The sequence below is a fragment of the Nocardia sp. CA-145437 genome (assembly GCF_050956485.1).
In the GTDB taxonomy this organism is placed as follows: Bacteria; Actinomycetota; Actinomycetes; order Mycobacteriales; family Mycobacteriaceae; genus Nocardia.
Genome location: NZ_CP191204.1, coordinates 327062 through 349133, shown reverse-complemented (window position 1 = coordinate 349133; position 22072 = coordinate 327062). Strand labels below are relative to the sequence as shown.

At 68.7% G+C, this 22072-nt stretch carries 22 protein-coding genes; 17 read left to right on the top strand and 5 right to left on the bottom strand.

What is annotated here, in order from left to right; all coding sequences use genetic code 11:
• Positions 1-107: 107 nt before the first annotated feature.
• The 7 genes from ACQPYY_RS01550 to ACQPYY_RS01520 are packed head-to-tail and all read left to right on the top strand — an operon-like array spanning position 108 to position 6307.
• Positions 108-1580 carry an aldehyde dehydrogenase gene (locus ACQPYY_RS01550; protein WP_379103588.1) on the top strand — a complete coding sequence of 491 codons (1473 nt, stop codon included), beginning with the start codon at positions 108-110 and terminating at the stop codon, positions 1578-1580.
• 11 nt (positions 1581-1591) lie between these two features.
• Positions 1592-2344, top strand: a complete 753-nt coding sequence (locus ACQPYY_RS01545) for an SDR family oxidoreductase (protein WP_433592523.1) — start codon at positions 1592-1594, stop codon at positions 2342-2344.
• Positions 2341-3219: an NAD(P)-dependent oxidoreductase gene (locus tag ACQPYY_RS01540; RefSeq protein WP_433592522.1), complete on the top strand. Its 879-nt coding sequence runs from the start codon at positions 2341-2343 to the stop codon at positions 3217-3219. The genes ACQPYY_RS01545 and ACQPYY_RS01540 overlap by 4 nt, the downstream gene beginning before the upstream one ends.
• The gene (locus ACQPYY_RS01535; protein ID WP_433592521.1) at positions 3216-3590 is read left to right on the top strand and encodes a carboxymuconolactone decarboxylase family protein; all 375 of its coding nucleotides are present in this window, start codon (positions 3216-3218) and stop codon (positions 3588-3590) included. Before ACQPYY_RS01540 ends, ACQPYY_RS01535 begins: the two co-directional genes overlap by 4 nt.
• Positions 3591-3623: 33 nt before the next feature.
• On the top strand, positions 3624-5096 hold the full coding sequence (locus ACQPYY_RS01530) for an FAD-dependent oxidoreductase (RefSeq protein WP_433592520.1): 1473 nt from the start codon (positions 3624-3626) through the stop codon (positions 5094-5096).
• Positions 5097-5111: 15 nt separating this feature from the next.
• Positions 5112-5978 carry an LLM class F420-dependent oxidoreductase gene (locus ACQPYY_RS01525; protein WP_379103578.1) on the top strand — a complete coding sequence of 289 codons (867 nt, stop codon included), beginning with the start codon at positions 5112-5114 and terminating at the stop codon, positions 5976-5978.
• Positions 5979-5992: 14 nt separating this feature from the next.
• Positions 5993-6307: a hypothetical protein gene (locus tag ACQPYY_RS01520; RefSeq protein WP_433592519.1), complete on the top strand. Its 315-nt coding sequence runs from the start codon at positions 5993-5995 to the stop codon at positions 6305-6307.
• On the opposite strand, the gene ACQPYY_RS01515 is transcribed toward ACQPYY_RS01520, so the two are convergent.
• Positions 6304-6717 carry a hypothetical protein gene (locus ACQPYY_RS01515; RefSeq protein WP_433592518.1) on the bottom strand — a complete coding sequence of 138 codons (414 nt, stop codon included), beginning with the start codon at positions 6715-6717 and terminating at the stop codon, positions 6304-6306. The genes ACQPYY_RS01520 and ACQPYY_RS01515 overlap by 4 nt on opposite strands.
• A 119-nt stretch (positions 6718-6836) precedes the next feature.
• Here ACQPYY_RS01515 and ACQPYY_RS01510 point away from each other — a divergent pair, with 119 nt between their 5' ends.
• The gene (locus ACQPYY_RS01510; RefSeq protein WP_379103797.1) at positions 6837-7400 is read left to right on the top strand and encodes a TetR/AcrR family transcriptional regulator; all 564 of its coding nucleotides are present in this window, start codon (positions 6837-6839) and stop codon (positions 7398-7400) included.
• Positions 7401-7499: 99 nt separating this feature from the next.
• Positions 7500-8864 (top strand): cytochrome P450, encoded by a 1365-nt coding sequence (locus ACQPYY_RS01505; RefSeq protein ID WP_433592517.1) that lies wholly within the window; start codon positions 7500-7502, stop codon positions 8862-8864.
• Positions 8865-8887: 23 nt separating this feature from the next.
• Here the strand turns inward: ACQPYY_RS01505 and ACQPYY_RS01500 are convergent, their stop codons facing one another.
• Together ACQPYY_RS01500 and ACQPYY_RS01495 are read right to left on the bottom strand one after the other, a co-directional pair.
• A complete protein-coding gene (locus ACQPYY_RS01500; protein WP_433594542.1) occupies positions 8888-9352 on the bottom strand; it encodes a glutathione peroxidase in 465 nt (154 codons plus the stop codon).
• A 63-nt stretch (positions 9353-9415) separates the two neighbouring features.
• The gene (locus tag ACQPYY_RS01495; protein ID WP_433592516.1) at positions 9416-10648 is read right to left on the bottom strand and encodes a cytochrome P450; all 1233 of its coding nucleotides are present in this window, start codon (positions 10646-10648) and stop codon (positions 9416-9418) included.
• A 205-nt stretch (positions 10649-10853) separates the two neighbouring features.
• On the opposite strand from ACQPYY_RS01495, the gene ACQPYY_RS01490 reads away from it, so the two are divergent.
• Together ACQPYY_RS01490 and ACQPYY_RS01485 are read left to right on the top strand one after the other, a co-directional pair.
• Complete coding sequence (locus tag ACQPYY_RS01490) at positions 10854-12488, top strand: GMC family oxidoreductase (RefSeq protein ID WP_379103569.1); 1635 nt, start codon at positions 10854-10856, stop codon at positions 12486-12488.
• A 151-nt stretch (positions 12489-12639) separates the two neighbouring features.
• Positions 12640-13635, top strand: a complete 996-nt coding sequence (locus ACQPYY_RS01485) for a TIGR03617 family F420-dependent LLM class oxidoreductase (protein ID WP_433594541.1) — start codon at positions 12640-12642, stop codon at positions 13633-13635.
• An 18-nt stretch (positions 13636-13653) separates the two neighbouring features.
• On the opposite strand, the gene ACQPYY_RS01480 is transcribed toward ACQPYY_RS01485, so the two are convergent.
• Positions 13654-15339, bottom strand: a complete 1686-nt coding sequence (locus tag ACQPYY_RS01480) for a PKD domain-containing protein (RefSeq protein WP_433592515.1) — start codon at positions 15337-15339, stop codon at positions 13654-13656.
• Positions 15340-15466: 127 nt separating this feature from the next.
• Between ACQPYY_RS01480 and ACQPYY_RS01475 the strand changes: the two genes are divergently transcribed.
• Genes ACQPYY_RS01475 through ACQPYY_RS01460 form a run of 4 tightly spaced genes read left to right on the top strand, consistent with a single transcriptional unit; the run spans position 15467 to position 18630 of the window.
• Entirely contained in the window at positions 15467-15682 is a 216-nt protein-coding gene (locus tag ACQPYY_RS01475; RefSeq protein WP_433592514.1) for a hypothetical protein, read from the top strand.
• A 22-nt stretch (positions 15683-15704) separates the two neighbouring features.
• On the top strand, positions 15705-16484 hold the full coding sequence (locus tag ACQPYY_RS01470; RefSeq protein ID WP_433592513.1) for a (Fe-S)-binding protein: 780 nt from the start codon (positions 15705-15707) through the stop codon (positions 16482-16484).
• A complete protein-coding gene (locus ACQPYY_RS01465; RefSeq protein ID WP_433592512.1) occupies positions 16481-17980 on the top strand; it encodes a lactate utilization protein B in 1500 nt (499 codons plus the stop codon). The genes ACQPYY_RS01470 and ACQPYY_RS01465 overlap by 4 nt, the downstream gene beginning before the upstream one ends.
• On the top strand, positions 17977-18630 hold the full coding sequence (locus ACQPYY_RS01460; RefSeq protein ID WP_433592511.1) for a LutC/YkgG family protein: 654 nt from the start codon (positions 17977-17979) through the stop codon (positions 18628-18630). Before ACQPYY_RS01465 ends, ACQPYY_RS01460 begins: the two co-directional genes overlap by 4 nt.
• Positions 18631-19139: 509 nt before the next feature.
• Here ACQPYY_RS01460 and ACQPYY_RS01455 read toward each other — a convergent pair.
• Positions 19140-19748: a TetR/AcrR family transcriptional regulator gene (locus ACQPYY_RS01455; RefSeq protein ID WP_379103557.1), complete on the bottom strand. Its 609-nt coding sequence runs from the start codon at positions 19746-19748 to the stop codon at positions 19140-19142.
• A gap of 128 nt (positions 19749-19876) precedes the next feature.
• Between ACQPYY_RS01455 and ACQPYY_RS01450 the strand changes: the two genes are divergently transcribed.
• Both ACQPYY_RS01450 and ACQPYY_RS01445 read left to right on the top strand, forming a co-directional pair.
• The gene (locus tag ACQPYY_RS01450; RefSeq protein WP_433592510.1) at positions 19877-20992 is read left to right on the top strand and encodes a hypothetical protein; all 1116 of its coding nucleotides are present in this window, start codon (positions 19877-19879) and stop codon (positions 20990-20992) included.
• Positions 20993-20994: 2 nt separating this feature from the next.
• Positions 20995-22020: a phosphotransferase family protein gene (locus ACQPYY_RS01445; RefSeq protein ID WP_433592509.1), complete on the top strand. Its 1026-nt coding sequence runs from the start codon at positions 20995-20997 to the stop codon at positions 22018-22020.
• The last annotated feature ends 52 nt before the right edge of the window (positions 22021-22072 follow it).

The window sequence follows — 22072 nt, the reverse complement described above, 5'->3', positions numbered from 1 at the left end:
CCGCGAAGAAAATCGGCCGGACCGCAGAAACTGAAACCTGTTCTTGCGCGTTTCCGAGCCGCGAACCTATAGTCCGTACACGTGTCCGGACAGCATGGGAGCTACCTATGAGCCCGAGCGATCTCGTCCCCGACGGCGGTTCGCACCTGCTGATCGGCGGCAAGCTGACGCCCGGCGGCGGCGGTGTGTTCACCACCGCCGACCCGGCCACCGGGGAACCCCTCGGCTATGCCGCCAATGCCGACTCCGCCGATATGGACGCGGCCATCGCCGCGGCCCGCACCGCCTTCGACACCACCGACTGGTCCCGCGATCCGGCGTTCCGCGCGGCCTGCCTCCGGCAGCTGCGTGACGCCCTGCGCGGGCACATCGAGGAACTGCGCGAGATCACCATCGCCGAGGCGGGCGCGCCCCGCATGCTCACCAGCGGACCACAGCTGGAGGGACCGGTCGGGGATCTCGGCTACTTCGCCGATCTGGCCGAGAACTACGCGTGGGAAACCGATCTCGGGGTCGCCGCGCCCATGGGGATCAAGAGCTCGCGCCGGCTGCGGCGCGAGCCCATCGGCGTGGTCGGGGCGATCACGCCCTGGAACTTCCCGCACCAGATCAACTTCGCCAAGCTGGGCCCGGCCCTCGCGGCGGGAAACACCGTGGTGCTCAAGCCCGCGCCCGACACCCCGTGGTGCGCGGCGGCCGTGGGCCGGATCATCGCCGAGGAGACCGGCATTCCGGCCGGGGTGGTCAATATCGTCACCTCCGACGATCACGGCCTGGGCGCGCAGCTGGTCACCGATCCGCGGGTGGACATGATCTCGTTCACCGGGTCCACCCAGACCGGTAAGGCCGTGATGACCGCGGCGGCAGCGTCTTTGAAGAAGGTGTTCCTGGAGCTGGGCGGCAAGTCGGCGTTCATCGTGCTGGATGACGCGGACATCGCGGCCGCCGCCAGTTACGCGGCGTTCGGCGTGTGCGTGCACGCGGGCCAAGGCTGTGCGATCAGCACCCGCCTGCTGGTGCCGCGCGAACTGCACGATCAGGCCGTCGAAGCCGCCGCCCGCACCATGGCGGGCATCAAACCGGGCGATCCGGCCAAGCCCGGAACCGTGTGCGGCCCCGTCATTTCCGAACGGCAGCGGGCGCGGATCGAGCGCTATCTCGACATCGCGCGCGCCGAGGGCGGCACCATCGTCACCGGCGGCAAGCGGCCCGACCGGGCGAACGGCTGGTTCGTCGAGCCGACGCTGATCACGGGCCTGCCCAACAGTTCCACCGTGGCCCAGGAGGAGATCTTCGGGCCCGTCCTCACCGTCATCCCGCACGACGGTGACGCCGATGCCGTCCGCATCGCCAACGACTCCCCGTACGGCCTGTCCGGCACGGTGTGGGGCAGCGATCCCGAGCGGCTGCGCGAGGTCGTGAACGGCGTGCGCACCGGGACGCTCAGCGTCAACGGCGGCATCTGGTATTCGGCCGACGCGCCCTTCGGCGGCTACAAGCAGTCCGGCGTGGGCCGGGAAATGGGCGTTCTCGGATTCGAGGAATACACCGAGACCAAACTCATCGCGACCGGCGTCTGAGGAGTACCGACATGAGCCGATTCACCGACAGATCGATCATCGTCACCGGCGCCGCGCGCGGCATCGGGGCGGCCTACGCGAAGGCGCTGGCCGCCGAGGGAGCGAAAGTCGTCGTCGCCGACCTGAACAGCGAACTGGGCGAGGCGACCGCCAAGGAGATCACCGCCGACGGCGGCGTCGCGGTCTTCGCGCCGGTCGACGTCGCCGATCCGGAATCCGCCAAGGCCCTGGCCGATTTCACCGTCGCCGAGTTCGGCGGCATCAACCACCTGGTCAACAATGCCGCCATCTACGGCGACATGAAGCTCGACCTGCTGGTGTCCGTGCAGTGGGACTACTACAAGAAGTTCATGGCCGTGAACCTCGACGGCGCGCTGAACGTGACGCGCGCGGTCTACAAACACATCGCCAAGGCGGGCGGCGGGTCCATCGTGAACCAGTCGTCCACCGCCGCCTGGACCTACTCCGGCTTCTACGGGCTGGCCAAGGCCGGGATCAACAGCCTCACCCAGCAGCTGGCACACGAGCTGGGGCACTCCAGGATTCGGGTGAACGCCATCGCGCCGGGACCCACCGACACCGAGGCCACCCGCAGCATCGTGCCCGAGCAGTTCGTGGATCAGCTGGTGAAGCAGATGGCGCTCAAGCGGCTCGGCACCACCGAGGACATGGTCGGGGCCTGCCTGTACCTGCTGTCCGACGACGCGGGCTGGGTCACCGGTCAGGTGCTGAATGTCGACGGCGGGCAGGTGTTCCGGCCATGAGCGAGGACATCTCGGTCGGGTTCATCGGACTCGGCAATATGGGTGCGCCGATGGCGCAGCGGCTGGTCGAATGGCCGGGCGGGCTCGTGGTCTGCGATATGCGGGCCGACGCGCTGCTGCCGTTCACCGACGCGGGGGCGACCGCCGCCGCGACCGCCGCGGACGTGGCCGAGCGGTGCGGGGTCATCTCGGTCGTCGTCCTCGACGACGCGCAGGTGCGCACGGTGGTGACCGGCCCGGACGGTCTGCTCCGGACCGCGAAGCCCGGCACCGTGATCGCGGTGCACTCCACCATCTCCGATCGGACCGCCGTGGAACTCGGCGCCGAATGCGCTTCGCACGGTGTCGAATTCGTGGACGCGCCGATCAGCGGCGGGGCGCCCGCCGCGCAGCAGGGCGCGCTCGCGGTCATGGTGGGCGGCAGTCCCGCCGCCTTCGAAGCGGTGCGCGAGCCGTTCGGGCGGTTCGGATCGCTGGTCATCCATGCCGGCGAGGTCGGCGCGGGCACGCGCATGAAGCTGGCGCGCAACCTGCTCCACTTCGTCGCCTTCACCGCGGCGGCGGAGGCGCAGCGGCTGGCCGAAGCCGCGGGACTGGATATCGCCGCCCTCGGCAAGGTGGTCCGGCATTCCGACTCGCGCACCGGCGGGCCCGGCGCGATCATGCTGCGCAAGACCACCGCACCGGTCGAGGCGGACGATTTCTGGTTCCCCATCCTCGGGCATGTGCGCGATCTCGGTGAGAAGGACCTGTCCTTGGCCTTGGATCTGGCGGGCCGGTTGGATCTCGACCTACCGCTGGCGCGGCAGGCCTTGCACAACTTGGGAGACGGACTCGGCGTGGGGCCAGGATCCCTTGCGAAGGAGCAGAAATGAGCGACGAGCAGATGTCCGAACAGCGGCAGCAGGGCCTGAAGAAGATGTCGGAGGTGTACGGCTTCGACCTGCCGAACTTCTCCGGCGACCCGTTCTTCGAGGTCACCGCGGATCATCTCTTCGCGGATATCTGGAACCGGCCCGGCCTCTCCATGCGGGACCGGCGCCTGTTGCTGCTCGGCGCGATCACCGCGCAGGGGCATGCCGACATCCTCGAGATCCAGGTGGGCGCGGCCCTGCGCAATGGCGAGCTCGACGCCGATCAGCTGCGCGAGATCACGGTGTTCCTCGCCCACTACGTGGGCTGGCCCAGCGCGACCAAACTCGACGGCGCCGTGCGCAAGACGCTCGCCAAAGACAAGAAGAAGTAGTAATCCCAACCCGCAGTGAGGAATACAGAGACAATGGCGGAAACAGCAAGCGTCAGCCCGCTTCTGGCCGATGAGGTCGAGATCTGGGACTACCAGGCCGACGTCGTGGTCGTCGGCTTCGGCATCGCCGGGGTGTGCGCGTCCCTCGAGGCCGCCCGCTCCGGGGCCGATGTCCTGGTGCTGGAACGCACCGGCGGCTGGGGCGGCGCGGCCGCCATGTCCGGCGGCTTCATCTATCTCGGCGGTGGCACGGCGCTCCAGCGGAAACTGGGCTTCGACGACACCGCCGAGAACATGGAGGCGTTCCTCACCGCGGCCCTGGGCCCCGGCGTCGACAAGGCCAAGATCCACGACTACTGCCAGGGCAGCGTCGAGCACTTCGATTGGCTTGTCGCGCAAGGTGTCCCGTTCAACGAGGTGTTCTGGGGCGAACCCGGCTACGAGCCGCCCGCCGACGAGGGCCTGATGTTCTCCGGCGGCGAGAACGCCGCCCCCTTCAAGGACAAGATCCCGCCCGCTCCGCGCGGTCACCTGGCCTGGACCAAGGACAAGAAGCTGGGTGAGAAGGGCGGCGGCTACATGCTGATGGAGCCGCTCGCCCAGAAGGCCGACGAGCTCGGCGTGCGGCACGAGTACGACGTGCGGATGCGGCGGCTCATCGTGGACGAGACCGGCCGTGTGGTCGGCGTGGCCGCCACCCGCTACGGCAAGCCGGTGCACGTGCGTGCCGAGCGCGGCCTGGTGCTGGCCACCGGCAGCTTCGCCTACAACCACGAGATGGTGGAACAGTTCGCGCCCAAGATCGCCGGCCGCCCGGCCGCCACGGTCGAGGAGCACGACGGCATCGGCATCCGGGTGGCGCAGGCGCTCGGCGCGGACCTCGCCCACATGGACGCCACCGAGGTGGCCCTGGTGGTGGACCCGCAGCTGGTGGCACGCGGCATCCTGGTGAACGGGCACGGGCAGCGGTTCATCACCGAGGACACCTACCCCGGGCGCATGGGTCAGGCCGTGCTGCAGGATCAGGACAACAAGGCGTACCTGGTGATCGACGAGCTCGCGCTGGAGGAGGCCATGGAGACCAAGTCGTCCATGTCGTTCCTGCGCATCGCGCCGACCTGGGTCGCCGAGACCGTCGCGGAGCTGGAAGGCGAGATGGGGCTGCCGGAGCACACCCTCCAGTCGACCATCGACCTCTACAACCACCACGCCGCGCAGGGCGACGACCCGTTCCAGAACAAGAAGACCGAATGGGTCAAGCCCATCCGGACTCCGCTCGGCGCCTACGACCTGCGCGGCTACACCGGCGGCTTCACACTCGGCGGCCTGCGCACCGATCTGGACTCGCGGGTCCTGCACGTCTCCGGCGAACCGATTCCCGGCCTCTACGCCGCGGGTCGCGTCACCTCCGGCATCTGCGCCGGCGGATACGCCTCCGGCTGTTCCCTCGGCGACGGCAGCTTCTTCGGCCGCCGCGCCGGCGTCTCCGCCGCCAAGCAGCTCTGAAAGGAGTTCTCCCCCATGCGTTTCGGCATCGTTCTCTTCACCAGCGACCGCGGCATCACGCCCGCGGCCGCCGCCAAGGCCGCCGAGGACCGCGGTTTCGACTCGTTCTACGTGCCCGAGCACACTCACATCCCGATCCGGCGCGACGCCGCCCACCCGCACACGGGCACCAGCGAACTGCCCGACGACCGCTACACCCGCACCCTCGACCCGTGGGTCGCGCTGGGCACCGCGGCCGCCGTCACCTCCCGCATCGAGTTGTCCACCGCAGTGGCGCTGCCCACCGAGAGCGACCCGATCACCCTCGCCAAGACCATCGCCACCCTGGACCACCTCTCCGGCGGCCGGGTCACCATCGGCGCCGGATTCGGCTGGAACACCGACGAACTCACCGACCACGGCGTCCCCGGCAACAAGCGCCGCACCGTGCTGCGCGAGTACATGGAGGCGATGCGGACCCTCTGGACCGAGGAAGAAGCCTCCTACAGCGGCGATTTCATCTCCTTCGGCCCCAGCTGGGCCTGGCCCAAACCGGTTCAGTCGCACATTCCGCTGCTGATCGGCGCGGGCGGCACCGAGAAGACCTTCAAGTGGATCGCCCGTTCCGGCGACGGCTGGATCACCACGCCGTACGAGTCCGACATCTCCGCCTCCACCGCCCTGCTGCTGAAGCACTGGCAGGAGGCGGGCCGCGAGGGCGCCCCGCGTGTGGTGGCGCTGGCCGGCAAGCCGGACGCCGACCAGCTCGCGGCCTGGGCCGACGCCGGGGTCACCGACGCCGTCTACGGTCTGCCCGACAAGTCCGAGGACGAGGTGCTCGCCTACCTGGACCGGCTGGCCGCCAAGCTCGCCCCGATGGGTCTGAACACGCCGTCCGCCTGACCGGATCGGCCGCCATGGCCGATTCACCGCTGGTCGGGATGTACCGGCGGCGCTGGAATTCCGATCCCGCGCGGACATTGGCCCTGTTCTCGGCCATGGCCGCGCCGGGCACGGTGATGGCGGCGCGCTTCGGGCCGGACGCGGCCGATATTCACCTGGGCAGCCGCCGAACCCGCATCCGGTACGAATGGATCAGCGGTGTCCGCATCGAGGACGGGGTGGTCGAACTGCGGGGCCTGGACGGCGGCGCGTACCCGCGGGAATTGTTCCCGGACTTTGCGATCGCCTACATTCGCGCGCTGAATGCCGGCATGGCGGCGAGCCGCTAGTTGCAGGCGGCGATGCGCTGCAGGATGCGCAGGGTTCCGGCGGCGGCGAGGGTGCGGAACTTGCCGGTGGCCTCGGCGCGGCGGTAGAGCTCGTCCGCGGCGCGCAGTGCCAGCAGGCCGCCGCCCGCCACCCAGTGGGACCAGTCGTCGTAGGCGCGTTCGGCGGCAGCGGAGTCGGAGCCGGTGATCAGCAGCAGGCGCAGCGGGGTGCGCCATTCCCGGACGGCGGCGGCGTAGGCATCGGCGGCATCGCCAGGGCCCGCGGTGATCTCCAGGATCGCGCCTTTGCCCGCATAGGTGCGGGCGGCCTCGGACAATGCGGCGGCCTCGTCCGAGGGCAGCGTGGCGGCGATTTGCTCGATGAGTGCGGGCAATTCGCGCTGGGTGGCGGAGAGCGCGGCGGGGAGCATTCGAAAGCCTTTCCGGTGCGGTCTCATTCATACCGATCACGCATACCGCGAGTTGCTCGGCGGGCCGAGTCATAGTAGCATCCGGACACGTGTCTGATCCCCTTTCCGACCGCTCAGCGGTGAGCATGGAGGCCACCCGCCGGCGGCTCACCGAGAAGCAGGCCGACACCGTGGACAAGCTCACCCGGGCGGCCATGGACGTGCTGTCCCGGGAGGGGTTCGCGGGGCTGACCGTGCGCATGGTCGCGGCGCAGGCCGGGGTCGGCACGGCGACCGCGTACACGTATTTCTCCTCGAAGGAACACCTGGTCGCGGAGATGTTCTGGCGGCGGCTCGCCGCCACGGACGCACCCGCCGGGGAGGGCATCGACTCCACCGCCCGGGTGCTGGCCGTGCTGCGGCAGATCGCCATGCTGATGGCCGACGAGCCCACGCTCGCGGGCGCCGTGACGGCCGCGCTGCTGGGTGTCGATCCCGATGTCGCGCATCTGCGGCTGCGGATCGGCGGCGAGATCCGGCGGCGGTTGATCGACGCGCTGGGCTCCGACTCCGATCCCGAACTCATCGAGACGCTCGAAATGATCTACGCGGGCGCGCTGGTGCGCGCGGGCATGGGTTACGCGTCCTACGCCGAAATTGCCGAGCGCATGGAGAAATCCGCGCTGCGCATCCTGCGGCCCTGAAATAACCATTTCGATTTCGCGCGGGAATCCGCGGGATCCCTTGCCGTGCAATCCCTTCCGTAGTACCGTCTGGACAGGTGTCTACCCGGGAGGTCACAGATGACCCTGGTCAAACCGCGCGCGGTATCCGGTGGCGAGCACGAGCACGGCCACTTGGAGGAATTCCGCACCGATCCCATCGCCCTCATGGCTCGGGTTCGGCAAGAATGCGGTGATATCGGCTCGTTCCGATTGGCGGATCGCGATGTCATCCTGCTGACCGGCGCGCAGGCCAACGAGTTCTTCTTCCGCGCCGGCGACGATGAACTCGATCAAGCCGCGGCATATCCGTTCATGAAGCCGATCTTCGGCGAGGGCGTGGTCTTCGACGCCCCACCCGAGCGGCGCAAGGAAATGCTGCACAACACGGCCCTGCGCGCCGAGCAGATGCGCGGCCACGCCACCACCATCGCCCGCGAGGTGGAGCGCATGCTGACCCGCTGGGGCGACGAGGGCGAGATCGACCTGCTCGAATTCTTCGCCGAACTCACCATCTACACGTCCTCGGCCTGCCTGATCGGGACCAAGTTCCGCGAGGAGCTCGACGACCGCTTCGCGCACCTCTACCACGAGCTCGAGCGCGGCACCGACGCCTACTGCTACGTCGACCCGTACGCCGATATCGAGAGCTTCCGCCGCCGCGACGAGGCCCGCAACCAGCTCGTGAAGCTGGTGCGCCACATCATGGCCGGGCGGATGGCGAATCCGCCGACCGGCAAGGACGATCGGGACATGCTCGACGTGCTGGTGTCGGTGCGCGACGAGCGGGGTCAGCCCCGGTTCTCGGCCAGCGAGGTCACCGGCATCTTCATCTCCATGATGTTCGCCGGGCACCACACCACCTCGGGCACGGCCGCCTGGACCATCATCGAACTGCTCCGGCACCCGGAGGTGCTCGGTCAGGTGGTCGCCGAACTGGACACCCTCTACGCCGACGGCGCGGACGTGAGTTTCCATGCGCTGCGCCAGATTCCGAATCTGGAGGCGGTGCTGAAGGAGGCGCTGCGCCTGCACCCGCCGCTCATCATCCTGATGCGGGTGGCGCGCGAGGAGTTCGAGGTGTGCGGCCACCGCATCGATCCGGGCGACCTGGTGGCGGCGAGTCCCGCTGTCTCCAACCGGATTCCGGAGGCATTCCCGGATCCGGAGCATTTCGATCCGGGCCGCTACCTGGACCCGAATCAGGAGGATCTGGCCAACCGCTGGAACTGGATCCCGTTCGGCGCGGGCCGGCACCGTTGTGTGGGCGCGGCGTTCGCGCTCATGCAGCTGAAGGCGATCTTCTCGATCCTGTTGCGGGACTGGGAGTTCGAACTGGCACAGCCGTCCGACAGCTACCGCAACGACCACTCCAAGATGGTGGTCCAGCTGGAACAGCCGTGCGCGGTCCGCTACCGGCGCCGCGCCCGGCCGTCCCAGGACTGATCAGAGCTCTGCCGCGGGGCGGATCAGAGCGCGGCCTCGATCGCGGCGACGATCGCCGCGTCCTTGGGCTCGGTGCGCGGGCGGAAACGGCCCAGCACCGAGCCGTCCCGGCCGATCAGGAACTTCTCGAAGTTCCACTGGATGTCCCCGGCAGCGCCGTCGGCGTCGGCGACCTGGGTCAGCTCCTGGTACAGCGGGATGCGGCCGTCGCCGTTCACGTCGCTCTTCTCCAGCAGCGGGAAGTCCACGCCGTAGGTCGCCGAGCAGAACTCGGCGATCTCCTCGGCGGTGCCCGGCTCCTGGCCCATGAACTGGTTGCACGGCACGCCGACCACGGTGAACCCGCGCGACCCGTAGGTCTGCTGGAGTTCGACCAGGCCCGAGTACTGCGGGGTGAGCCCGCACTTGGAGGCGACATTGACCAGCAGCACGATCTGGTCGTCGGCCAGCTCGGCCAGCGAGGTGGGCTTGTCGGTCAGGGTGCGCAGCGGAATCTCGCGAAGATTGGTCACAAGCCCGAATTCTAGAACGGGTTCGACGGGGTCACCGGTTCAGGAGTAGCGGACCTGCCAATGCTTGATCCCATTGATCCAGCCCGAACGCAGCCGCTGCGGCGGTTCGACCTCGCGGATTTCCGGCATGGCGTCGGCGATCGCATTGAACATCAGGTCGATCTCCAGCCGCGCCAGATTCGCGCCGACACAGAAATGCGTGCCGGTGCCGCCGAACCCGACGTGCGGATTGGGATCGCGCAGCACATCGAATTCGAAGGGGCGGTCGAAGACCTCCTCGTCGAAGTTGGCGGAACTGTAGAACAATCCGACGCGCTGGCCTTCGCGGATCTTCTGCCCGCCGAGTTCGGTGTCCTGGGTGGCGGTCCGCTGGAACGCCGTCACCGGCGTCGCCCAGCGCACGATCTCGTCGGGCGCGGTGTGCGGGCGGCGCTGCCGGTACAGCTCCCACTGATCGGGGTTGTCGACGAAGGCCTTCATGCCGTGCGCGATGGCATTGCGGGTGGTCTCGTTGCCCGCCACCGACAGCAGGATGACGAAGAATCCGAATTCGTCGGAGCCCAGCGCCTCGCCGTCGACATCGGCGGTCACCAGCTGGCTGACGATGTCGCCGACCGGACAGGCCCGGCGCTGTTCGGCCATGTTGTAGGCGTAGCCCAGCAATTCGGCATTGGCGGCCATGTTCTGGCCCGCGAATTCCGGATCGTCGTAGTTCATCAGCTGGTTGGACCAGTGGAACAGCTTGTATCGATCGTCCTGCGGCACCCCGAGCAGTTCGGCGATGGCCTGCAGCGGCAGTTCACACGCCACCTGCTCGATGAAATCGCCGCCGCCGGTCGATTTCGCCTCCCGCACAATCTTTTCCGCGCGTTCGGTGAGCGCGGCCCGCAAGCCCTCGACGGCGCGCGGGGTGAAGCCCTTGGACACGATGCGCCGAATCTTGGTGTGTTTCGGCGGATCCATGTTCACCAGCAGCGCTTCGCGGCCGAGTTCGAGCTGTTCGGGTTCGGAGTCGGCGGGCATCCGGATGATCGAGCCCTTGCGATGGGAGGACCAGAGCTCGGGCCGCCGGGAGATCTCCTTGACGTCCTCGTGGCGGGTGATCACCCAGTACCCGTCGTCGTCCATGGGGGCGGCCTGCCCGGGTGTCTGCGCGTTCCACCAGACGGGTGCGGTGCGCCGCAACAGAGCGAACTCCTCGACCGGACTACGGTCGGCCCAGAGCGCGGGATCGGTGAAGTCGAAGCCGGCGGGCAGTGACGGAACAGACACTGTTCCTCCTCGGGCAAGGTGCCGCTAAGATCACGAAATTGGAACGTGTTTCACAGGAATTCAACCATGCCGACCGGCCAGAGGGCAGCGTTTCCAGCCTCCAACCCGAAGTCGATCTTGGGACTGGACAGCCCATCCGGGGTGTCGGCAGACTAGAACCTGTTCTACAGTGATGCCAGGCACACTCGAAGATGAGGTAACTGATATGACCCCTTCCCCGGGCTCCACGTCCGAAGCCGATTACGTCGTCGTTGGCGCGGGTAGCGCCGGCGCGGTGCTGGCGGGGCGCCTCGCGCAGGCCGGCGCGAGCGTGATCCTGTTGGAGGCCGGGCGCAAGGACAACACCCAGCTGGTCACCCGCCCCGGCATGATCTCGATGGTCCACACGGTCCCGCAGCTGAAGAAGCTGGTGACCTGGAAGCAGTACTCGGTCCCGCAGAAGCACGCCAACGACCGCAAGATCCCGATGACCCGCGGCAAGGTGCTCGGCGGCTCGTCCTCGGTCAACGGCATGCTCTACGTGCGTGGCAACAAGGCCAACTTCGACTCCTGGGCCGCCGAGGGCAACAAGGGCTGGTCGTACGACGAGGTCCTGCCCGCCTACAAGCGCCTGGAGAACTGGGTCGACGGCGCCGACGACTACCGCGCCACCGGCGGCCCCATCGAGGTGACCCGCCCCCGCGAGATCACCCCGATCGCCGAGCAGTTCATGACCGCCGCCTCCGAGTCCCTCGGCACGCCGATCATCAAGGACTACAACGGCGAGTCGCAGGAAGGCCTCTCGATCTTCCAGCAGTCCGTCAAGGACGGCATCCGCTACAGCTCCTCGCGTGGCTTCATCACCAACATGCCGAACTCGCACATGACCGTGCTCACGCACGTGCACGCCACCCGCGTGGTCATCGAGAACGGCCGCGCCACCGGCGTCGAGATCGCCGAGAAGAACGGCACCCGCCGGATCGTGAAGGCCGCCAAGGAGGTCATCGTCTCCGGTGGTGTGATCGGCTCCCCGCAGCTGCTCATGCTCTCGGGCATCGGCCCGGCCGCGCAGCTGCGCGAGCACGGCATCGAGGTCGTCGCGGACCTGCCGGTCGGCCAGAACCTGCACGACCACCTGTTCGTGCCCATGACCTTCGTGTCCAAGAAGGCCATCCACCGCGGCATCCCGACCTACTTCGCGCGCGGCATCCTCAAGGAGATGCGCAACCCGGGCAGTTCCTTCATGGGCCGCACGGTCTTCGAGGCCGCCGGCTTCGTCAAGACCAAGTTCGCCGAGGGCGACCACCCGGACATGCAGATCCACACCCTGCCGTGGAGCTACCCGACGCCCAACCAGGACGCCGACAAGCTGCACCTGGTGGACCGCCGCCCGGCCTTCACCATCATGCCGTCGCTCATCTACCCGAAGAGCCGTGGCGAGATGAAGCTGGCCTCGGCGGACCCGTTCGCCTCGCCGCTCATCGACCCGGGCTACCTGACCGACCCGTGGGACACCGAGTTCCTGGTCGAGGGCATCAAGATGATCCGCGAGATCATGTCGCACAAGAGCATCGCGGGCGATGTCACCGAGAACTTCTTCCCGGGCCAGCAGTGGGCGGACGAGACCGCGCTGCGCCGCGAACTCCCCAACCGCGTGCACTCGATCTACCACCCGGTCGGCACCTGCCGCATGGGCGTGGACGAGCGCGCGGTCGTCGACCCGACCCTGAAGGTGCACGGCATCGAGGGCCTGCGCGTCGCCGACGCCTCGATCATGCCCAGCATCACCGGCGGCAACACCAACGCGCCGAGCTACATGATCGGCGAGAAGGCCGCCGAGTTCATCAACGGCGGACAGTAATCCCACCGAGCCGCTCCGGAGACCGCTACTTCCCTGGTAGCTCCGGCGCGCGGGTCAGCGGCCACGACCATCGCTGACCTGCAACAGCCCCGGGCCTCCTACCTCTCGGCCCGGGGCTGTTGTCCTTTCTCCCGAGGAGTCAGCGGTGTCCCTGCCCGTCGATCTGTGGCTCAACGCGCCACTGGCCGAATCCGCCTCGCGCGCCGCGCGATTGCGCGAACTCGGGGTGGACGGCGTGTTCACCTTCGAGGGCGCGCACGACGTGTTCGCGCCGCTCACCCTGGCCGCCACCGCCGGAACCGACATCATGACCAATGTGGCCATGGCGTTCCCGCGCAGCCCGATGCATCTCGCGCACACCGCGTGGGATCTGCAGGCGCTCTCGGGCGGGCGGTTCCGGCTCGGGCTCGGCAGCCAGATCCGCCCGCACATCGAGAAGCGGTACGGCAGCGTCTGGTCGGAGCCGGTGGAGCGGATGCGCGACACGGTGCTCGCGGTGCAGGCGATTCTGCGGGCCTGGCAGACCGGGGAGCGCCTCGACTATCGCGGGCGGTTCTGGCAGCACACGCTCATGACGCCGCAATTCGATCCGGGACCGAATCCGTGCGGGCCGCCGCCGGTTCTGGTCGGCGCGCTGGGTCCGCGCATGACCGCCATGGCCGCCGAGGTCGCGGACGGGCTGCTGGTCATGCCGTTCACCACCGAGCGCCACTACCGGGAGCGGACCCTCGCCGCGGTGGGCAAGGGCCGCGGCGACTCCACCCGGCCGTTCGAGATCATCGTGGAAGCCATTGTGGCCCTAGGCGATACGGAAGAAGAGCTGGCCACGGCGCGCAAGGCGGTGCGAAACCTGCTGGCGTTCTACGGTTCCACGCCCGCCTACCGCCCGGTGCTGGAGGTCGAGGGCTGGGCGGATCTGCAGCCCGAGCTCAATCTGCTGTCCAAGCAGGGGCGTTGGCGGGAGATGGCCGGACTGATCGACGACACCATGGTGGACGCGCTCACGGTCGGTGGCACGCCCGCCCAATGCGCCGCGCAGATCCGGAACCGCTTCGGGGACACCGCCGCTCGCGTCTGCTGCTACTTCCCCGGCTACCAGGTCGGCGACGAGGCCATCGCCGACCTGGTGACCGCCCTGCACGCCTGATCAACACTGCACGCCTGATCAGCCCACGGTGATGGGCTCGGCCAGCTCGTACAGGCTCCGACGGCCGGTCATATCGGTGACCACCAGCCGCGGCAGGTTCGGACCGAGCCCGTTGTAGACGTGCGAGGCCGCCGGATCGGTGGTGGTCTCGTGCGAGCCGTCGCCGAAGTACCAGTCGTACCGGCGAATGGCGCCGCCCGCCCGCTCGGCGTCGAAACTGACCGCGTTGCCGGACCGGGCGGTCACCTTCGAGGCCGTGAACCCGATACCGAACGGTTCACCGCCACCGAACCATTCGCTGATCCGGGGATTCATCAGGAAGGCGTCGGCGTGCTTGCGCGCGACCTCGAGGTCGGGCGGTGACACGGGCGGGATGGCCCGGCACTGCGGCAGGTCGTCGGCCTGCGGGCAGACCAGCAGGCGCAGCGACGCCGCCTCGTCGCCGAGCGGGTTCAGGGCCGGCGTGCGCTCGGCGGGCTGTGCGACGTCCCGGGGCGTCGTCTGCGCGGGCTCCTTCACGACCTGCGCCGGATCCTGACCGCCCGCGGCATCCTCGGTGAACAGCCCGTCGGCGGCGGTGGCGTACCCCTCGCCCGCGGTGGCATTGGCGTCGGCGACGGCCTGCCGGAACAGCTCCGAGGACACCCGCACGAATTCCGACCAGCGCTGGGTCAACGACTCCGGCACCCGATCCCCGTCGTAGCCGTGGAAGTAGTTGCCCACCAGCACCTTCGGCGTGCCGGGCAGTTGGTGCGCGGCCTGCACCGCCTCCCGCATGCCACGACCGCCGTAGCCGAGGGCGGCTCCGCTGTAATAGGGCACGGCGGCGGCCGGGTTCACCGCGTCCGCGCCCATGCCGCCGCATTCGCGGTGCACGGCGGCCGTCAGATCCTGGGTGCCGGGCGTGACGCCCACCGGAATGCCGAAGATCGGGTCCAGATCGTTGAGGCAGCCGTCGATCAGCACCAGATCGACCGGGTAGCCGTTCGCGGTGGCGTCGCCGGTGGCCTTGGCGAGCTGGCAGAACACGTCGAGAGTGGCGTCCCCGCCGGGGCATTTGCCGGTCGGGTGCTCACCGGGCGCGTCCAGGGCGGCGCCGGAGGCGGTGTAGTCGTGCAGGGTGGCGCCGCGGCCGGTCCTGGATCCCAGGGCGTCGGCCACCACGTTGGCGAAGCTGTGCTTGCGCGGGGCGCTCACGCCGCCGAGCACCGACTGGCCCCACAACACCGAGTCGCCGACCGAGACCACGTGCAGCGGGCGGCAATCCCGGCTCACCCGGAAGTTCCAGGGCTTGCCGTAGCCGCTGACGTCGCCGCCCGGGATCCGAGCGCGGGCGTCGACGCGGAGCAGGCCGTCGGCGGGGAGCTCGTCGTGGCGTAGGTCGAACCCGACCGCCATCACGTCGTTCTCCACCACGGTGATGCCGCTGCGAATCGGCTGGCCGCCACCGAGAATCCGCCACTCCACCTCCGCATGGGAGTCGACCCCCGGTGGGAAGTAGACGGCGGCGGTGCCGTGCAGCGGGCCGGCGCACGGCCCGTCGGGGGGCGCGCTGACGTCGATGATGAGGGGAAGGTCGCTCGCGGGTTCGGCGGCGGCGGGTAGCGGCCGACCGGCCTGCGCCACGATTCCGGCCACCGCGATCGCACCCGCCAGGGCCGGCAGCAGGGCCGCGCGACACCGGCGGGATCGCCACACTTTCATTGCTCCTCCTGGGGAGATGCGCAATCCGACAGCAGACATGGTGCGGATACGGCGGCGCGGCGGCCGTAGGCGCGCCGAAATGGCCCAATTTAGCCCGTTCTACCTGCGCATCTGTTAGACAAATGGGATGAACGCGAGAAATCTGACACTCGCTACCGCCGCCTTCGCCCTCACCTTCTGGGCATGGAATCTGATTGGTCCGCTATCGAGCAGCTATACCAAGCAGCTGGTCGGCGCGGCCGGCGGGGCCCTCACCGCTGTCGCCGTCCTGCTCTTCACCCTCGAGATCGGTCGCGAGCTGCGCCAGGCCGCACCGGCCGCCGAAGTCCGCCAACGCGTTTGACCACCACTCCGGAAGGGACCGCATGCGTATCGCTCTCTTCGTCACCTGCATCAACGATGTGCTCTACCCCGGCACCGGACAGGCCACGGTGAAACTGCTGCGGCGGCTCGGCGTCGAGGTGGAATTCCCGACGGCACAGAGCTGCTGCGGGCAGATGCACTGCAATACCGGGTACCGCGCCGACACCGCGAAACTGGCGCGGCACTTCGTCAAGGTGCTCGGCGGGTACGACCGCATCATCATGCCGTCGGCCTCGTGCGGGCAGGCGCCGCGCGAGTTCTACATGACAGTCGCCGAGGCCACCGGCGATTCGAGGCTCGCCCTCGACACCCAGACCATCCTGCCCAGAATTCGCGAGGTCACCGAATTCATTACCGACGACCTCGGAATCCACGATGTGGGCGCGTATTTCCCGCACCGGGTCACCTACCACCCGACCTGCCATTCCCTGCGCGTCCAGCACATCGGCGACCGGCCGCTGACGCTGCTGCGCGCGGTGGCGGGCATCGACCTGGTGGAACTGCCCGCCGCCGAGGAATGCTGCGGCTTCGGCGGCTCCTTCGCGGTCAAGAACGGGGCGGTGTCGGGCGCGATGAACGGCGACAAGGCCCGGCACGTCCGCGAGACCGGCGCGAATGTGCTGACGGCCGTGGACAATTCGTGCCTGATGAACATCGGCGGGCGGCTCGCCAAGGACGGGACCGACGTCCGCAGCCTGCATCTGGTGGAGATCCTGGCCCGCACCACCGCCGACGGGCCGATGCCCGGACTGCCGCTCGCCGCCGCGGAAGTGGCGTCATGAGCAAGAGTTTCGTGGGCTGGCCGCCGTTCCCGAAGGCCGCCGAACGATCCACCCGCGATCCGCAACTGCGCGCCACCGTGCACCGGGCCACCCACACCATCCGCGCGAAACGCGACGCGCTGGTCGGCGAACGGCCCGACTGGGAGCAGCTGCGCGACAGCGCCGCCGCCATCAAGGACAACGCGCTGCACCATCTCGACTCCTATCTGGTGCAGCTGGAGGCCGCGGTGGCGGCGGCGGGCGGGGTGGTGCACTGGGCGCGCGACGCCGCCGAGGCCTGCCTGGTCGTCACCGAGCTGGTGCGGCGCACCGGCGAGACTCGGATCGTCAAGGCCAAATCCATGCTCACCGAGGAGATCGGGCTCGACGACGCGCTGCGCGCCGCCGGGATCGACGCCCGCGAAACCGATCTCGCCGAGATCATCCTGCAGCTCGGCGACGACCTGCCCTCCCACATCGTGGTGCCCTCGATGCACTTGAACCGCAGGCAGATTCGCGACATCTTCACCGCGGAGATGGGGAAGCACGGGCGGCCCGCCCCGGCCGGGCTCACCGACGATCCGAACGAACTGGCGGACGCCGCGCGACTGCACCTGCGCGAGAAGTTCCTGGCCGCCAAGGTCGGCGTCACCGGCGGCAACTTCCTGGTCGCCGAGACCGGCACCGTGGTGATGGTGGAATCGGAGGGCAACGGCCGCATGTGCCTGACCCTGCCCGAGACCCTCATCTCGGTGGTCGGCATCGAGAAGGTGGTGCCGACCTGGCGCGACCTCGAGGTGTTCCTGCAACTGCTGGCCCGCAGCTCCACCGGCGAACGCATGTCGCCCTACGTGTCCACCTGGACAGGCGTCACCGACCGCGACGGGCCGCGCGAATTCCACCTGGTCCTGGTCGACAACGGCCGCACCCGGGCCCTGGCCGACCCGCTCGGTCGACAAGCGTTGCGCTGCATCAGATGTGGCGCGTGCATGAACATCTGCCCGGTCTACGAACGCACCGGCGGGCAGACCTACGGCTCGGTGTACCCGGGACCGATCGGGGCCATCTTGAACCCGCTGCTCAAAGGCGCGGACGATCCGCAGACCGCGTCACTGCCGTACGCGTCCACATTGTGCGGCGCGTGCAACGAGGTGTGTCCCGTCCGCATCGACATCACGGGCAACCTCCTCGAGCTGCGCAACGACATCGCCGAGGGACCGGCCGCGGTGAAGCACCGCGGCGAACGCGCGGCACTCGACGCGGTCGAGCACATGATGTACCACCCCCAGCTCTGGGCCGCGGCGGTGAAGACCGCGGGGATCGCGGGCGTCATCGCACCGAAAAAGCATCTGCCGCCGCCGCTTTCGGGATGGACACGGAGCCGGTTGGTGCCCGCCGTGCCCAAGGAGTCGTTCCGGACCTGGTGGGCGCGAACCAATGGCGGGCGCAATGGCAATGGGCAGGTCGGCAATGGGCAGGTCAACGTGCAGGGCAACGGACACGGAGGGCCGCGATGAGCGCGCGCGAGGTCGTACTCACCCGCATTCGGGAGGCGCTGTCGGACCTGCCCGCCGCGCAGCGCACCACCACCGTGCCGCGCGAATACCTCAGGCAGGCACCGGGAATCGACGAACGGGACCCGGCCGCGGTCACCGCGCTGTTCCTCGAACGGCTGAAGCACTATGGCGCGCAATCGCATCGGGTGCGGGCCGCAGCACTGCCCGCCGCCATCGCGTCGGCCCTGCGCGAGCACGGGGCATCCAGTGTGCTCGCTCCGGCCGGGCTGCCCGCGTCCTGGCTGACGGAGTGGGCGAACGGGTCCGGGAATCGCGTCGTCTCCGATGATCCACAGTTGTCCCCAGCCGAACTCGACGCCGTGGATGCCGTGGTCACCGGTTGTGCCGCGGCGATCGCCGATTCGGGCACCGTGGTGCTCGACGGCGGCCCCGGTCAGGGTCGGCGCGCGCCGACGCTGGTGCCCGACTGCCATGTCTGCGTGGTGGGAGCCGAGCAGATCGCCTCGTCGATCCCGGAGATGATCGGCGTGCTGGACCCGCACCGGCCGCTGACCTGGTTCAGCGGGCCGTCCGCGACGGTGGACATCGAGATGATCCGGGTACAGGGCGTGCACGGACCCCGCCAGCTGGTGGTCATCGTGGTCGACTAGCCCCCGAAAAGGGGTAATTAGCAGGACTTTTCACTGTTACAAGATCTTGTTAAGGCCGTGCCAAGCACGGCTGGGCATCGTTGTGTCCAACGCCGGAACGCACCGGCGGACCCACCGAGCCACCTTTCCTGGGGCGGGAATGCTGGGGCCGGCCCGTCCACGACGGGTGACGGGCCGCCCACAGCACACCGATCGATCGGCGTCTCGCTGGGTTTCCGGCCTGCCGCGAAGGGGGTGGCAGGCAGGCGCAGAACCCGCGAGTCCGTCCACGAGGGGTGACGGACACGCGGGTCTGTGTTTTCTGCCCTCCGCTTCGCTCCGGGCGGGTTCGTGGCGCGTCGCACTTCGATCGCCCGGTGGACCCGAGTCGAATGATCTTGTTATCCGCGAATGTGGCCTTCACGACTCGAGAGACGGCATCATGGAAGGCAAGAGCGCCAAGCAGATTGGGATGGACGATGGAAACCTTGGTCGTACTGGCTCTGGCCTGCCTGATCTACTGGTGGGGCCTACTCTGATCGGGGGGTTTGCGCGACCGCGTAGAGGGCGTCGGCGATCCGGCGGCTGAAGTGGTCGGCATCCTCGATCCCGTGGGTGAGCGCGCGCATCAGGGTCGCACCCCGCAGGAATTCGAAGACCGCCTCGGTGTCGCAGGTCCGGGCGGCCTGGCCGGAGTCGGCGGCCGCCGTCAACAGCTCGCCCAGCGCCTGAATCGTGGGGCGCTCGCCGCCGTCGAGCAGGCGGCGGTAGCTCTCCCGATCGTCGTGATACTCCGACAGCAGGCCGGGAATGGCCGAGCGGGCGGCGGGATGCGCGGCCGCGTTCAGGAACAGGCGGGTCCACGCCAAGAGGTCGGCGCGTAGATCGCCGGTGGGGACCGGATGGTTCTCGGTGTCCAGCGCGAAGATCGCGTCCTCGACCAGCGCCCGCTTCCCCGGCCAGCGGCGGTAGATCGAGGTGGTGACCACCCCCGCCCGGCGGGCCACGGCCGCGATGGTGGTGGCCTGGTAGCCGTCCCGCACCAGGAGTTCCTGGGTGGCGGTCAGTACCTGCGCGTCCAGCTGCGGATCCCGGGGACGGCCGGGGCCGGTGCGGGCGGTCCCTGTCGCTGCGGTCACGTGGTCTCCCTCGGGTCGGCCGGGCGAATCTCCTGGAACAGGTTACATTCCTGCCTTATTTAGAATACGCTGCGCCTCGTATTCTAATTCAGAGTGGCGCAGGCCACACCGCTGAGAGGCTGCCGTCGATGCTGACGCCCCAGGACGAACTACTCGCCCACCAGCTCCCCACCACTTTCGACCACGTGCAGCAGAGCGATCTGCGCTGGACCGAACGCGTCGTCCTGTACGGCTTCGACACCACCGGCGAGGTCAGCGTCATGACCGGTATGGCGCGCTACCCCAACCGCAATGTGCTCGACGCGTACGCCATGGTCACCATCGGCAACAAGACCGCCCACGTGGTCCGGCTCTCCCGCGAGATCGGCGACCGCTACGACGGCATCGCCGACTGGACCGTCGGACCGTTCAAGTACGAGATCGTGGAGCCGCTGCACACGGTCCGCGCCACGCTCGGCGACAACGACCACGGCATCCGGCTGGAGCTCGAACTCGCGGGCGAATTCCCGGCCTACGAGCAGGAACCCGCCTTCTTCCGAAGCCGCGGCCGGGTCCGCGAAGACGCGCGCCGCTACTACCAGAACGGGCGCGTCTCGGGCTGGATCGAGGTCGAGGGCACCCGCTTCGAGATCGACCCCGACACCTGGTGGTTCGGACGCGACCACTCCTGGGGCACCCGCCACGGCGGTGGCGGCGGCAGCCTCGGCGAGGGCGAGGGCCTGCAGCCCGGCGACATCCCCGACGGCGTCCTCTATTACATGGGCATCTTCCAGTTCGACGACGAACTGGTGCACTTCGCGCAGCGCGAGACCGCCGACGGGCAGCGCTGGCACTTCGAGGGCACCGTGCTGCCGCCGCTGGACTCCGGCAGACAGCCCATCCCCATCGCCACCACCGACCACGCGCTCACCTTCCGCGACGACTTCCGCATCGTCAGCGGCGGCAGCTTCACGGTGCGCTCCGCCGACGGGCGCGATCGCGAATTCACCATCACCCCCGCCTCCGACTTCTGGCCCGGCCTGGCCGGATACGACCACTACCGCGGCTACGCCTCCGGACTGTGGAAGGGCCCGAACTGGAGCGACGGCTTCACCGCCGACCTCACCGATACCGCCGACCTGAAGCAGGTCAGCATGCTCAGCGAGACCTTCTGCCGGGTCGAGACCGAGGGCAAGGTCGGCTACGGCCTGGTCGAAATGGTCTTCATGGGCCGCAACGCGCGGTACGGGTACGAGGGGTACTGACCGTGACCGCCACCAGAATTCCCGCCGAGCATCTCGGAGCGGCCCTGGAACCGCGGGTGCGCGAGCATCTTTCGGCCTCCGGCGCGGCTCGCGTCCGCGATCTCGCGCGTACCGAGCGCGGATTCGCCACCGAGACCTACCTTTTCACCGTCGAGGACGAATCCGGCAGCACTCCCCTGGTACTGCGCCGCCCGCCGGACCTGTCGTTGTTCCCCGACTACGACCTGCTGCGGCAGGTACTGGTCATGCGACGACTGGCGGGCACCGGGCTGCCGGTCCCCAAGGTGGCCTGGCTCGAGCGCGGGGACAATCCGCTCGGCAGCCCGTACTTCGTCATGCACCGGCTGGACGGGCAGGCCCCCAGCGACTATCCGTCGTATCACGCCGCCGGGAACTACTTCGAGGCCACGCCCGAACAACGAGCCCGCATGTGGTGGGGGTGCGTGGACACCATCGCCACGGTCAACCAACTGGATTGGCGGGCATTGGGATTGGACTTCCTCGCCTTCCCCCGGCACGGGACCGGGGTGGTCGAACAAGGGGTGAACTACCTCGAAGGAGCCCTGCGCTGGGCCTGCGAAGGGGATCCGCCCGAGACGTACCGGCGGGCGGTCGCCTACCTTCGCGACAACCTCTACGAGCCGGAGCGGCCCTGCCTGTGCTGGGGCGACGCCCGAATGTCGAACATCCTCTACGACAAGGACTTCCAGGTCCGCGGCGTCCTCGACTGGGAGATCGCCCATCTCGGTGCGCCCGAATCGGATCTGGCCTGGCTGCTGTTCCTGGACTGGGCCTGCAGCGAATACGAGGGCCACCCCCCGCTACCGGGCACCCCGACCCGCGAGGAGACCATCGCCCGCTACGAGAAGCGCACCGGATACCAGGTCCGCGATCTCGAATACCAGGAGATCTTCTCCGCCGCCCTGCTGTCGATTCCGCTGCTGCGCATGACCCATCGCGTACAACTGCCACCGGAAATGAACATCACCGGCTTCTGCACGGCCCGCATCGAGCAATTACTGAACTGACAGTGTCGCCGTCCACCGATACGCTGTCGCGGCACATTTCATTTCGATCGGG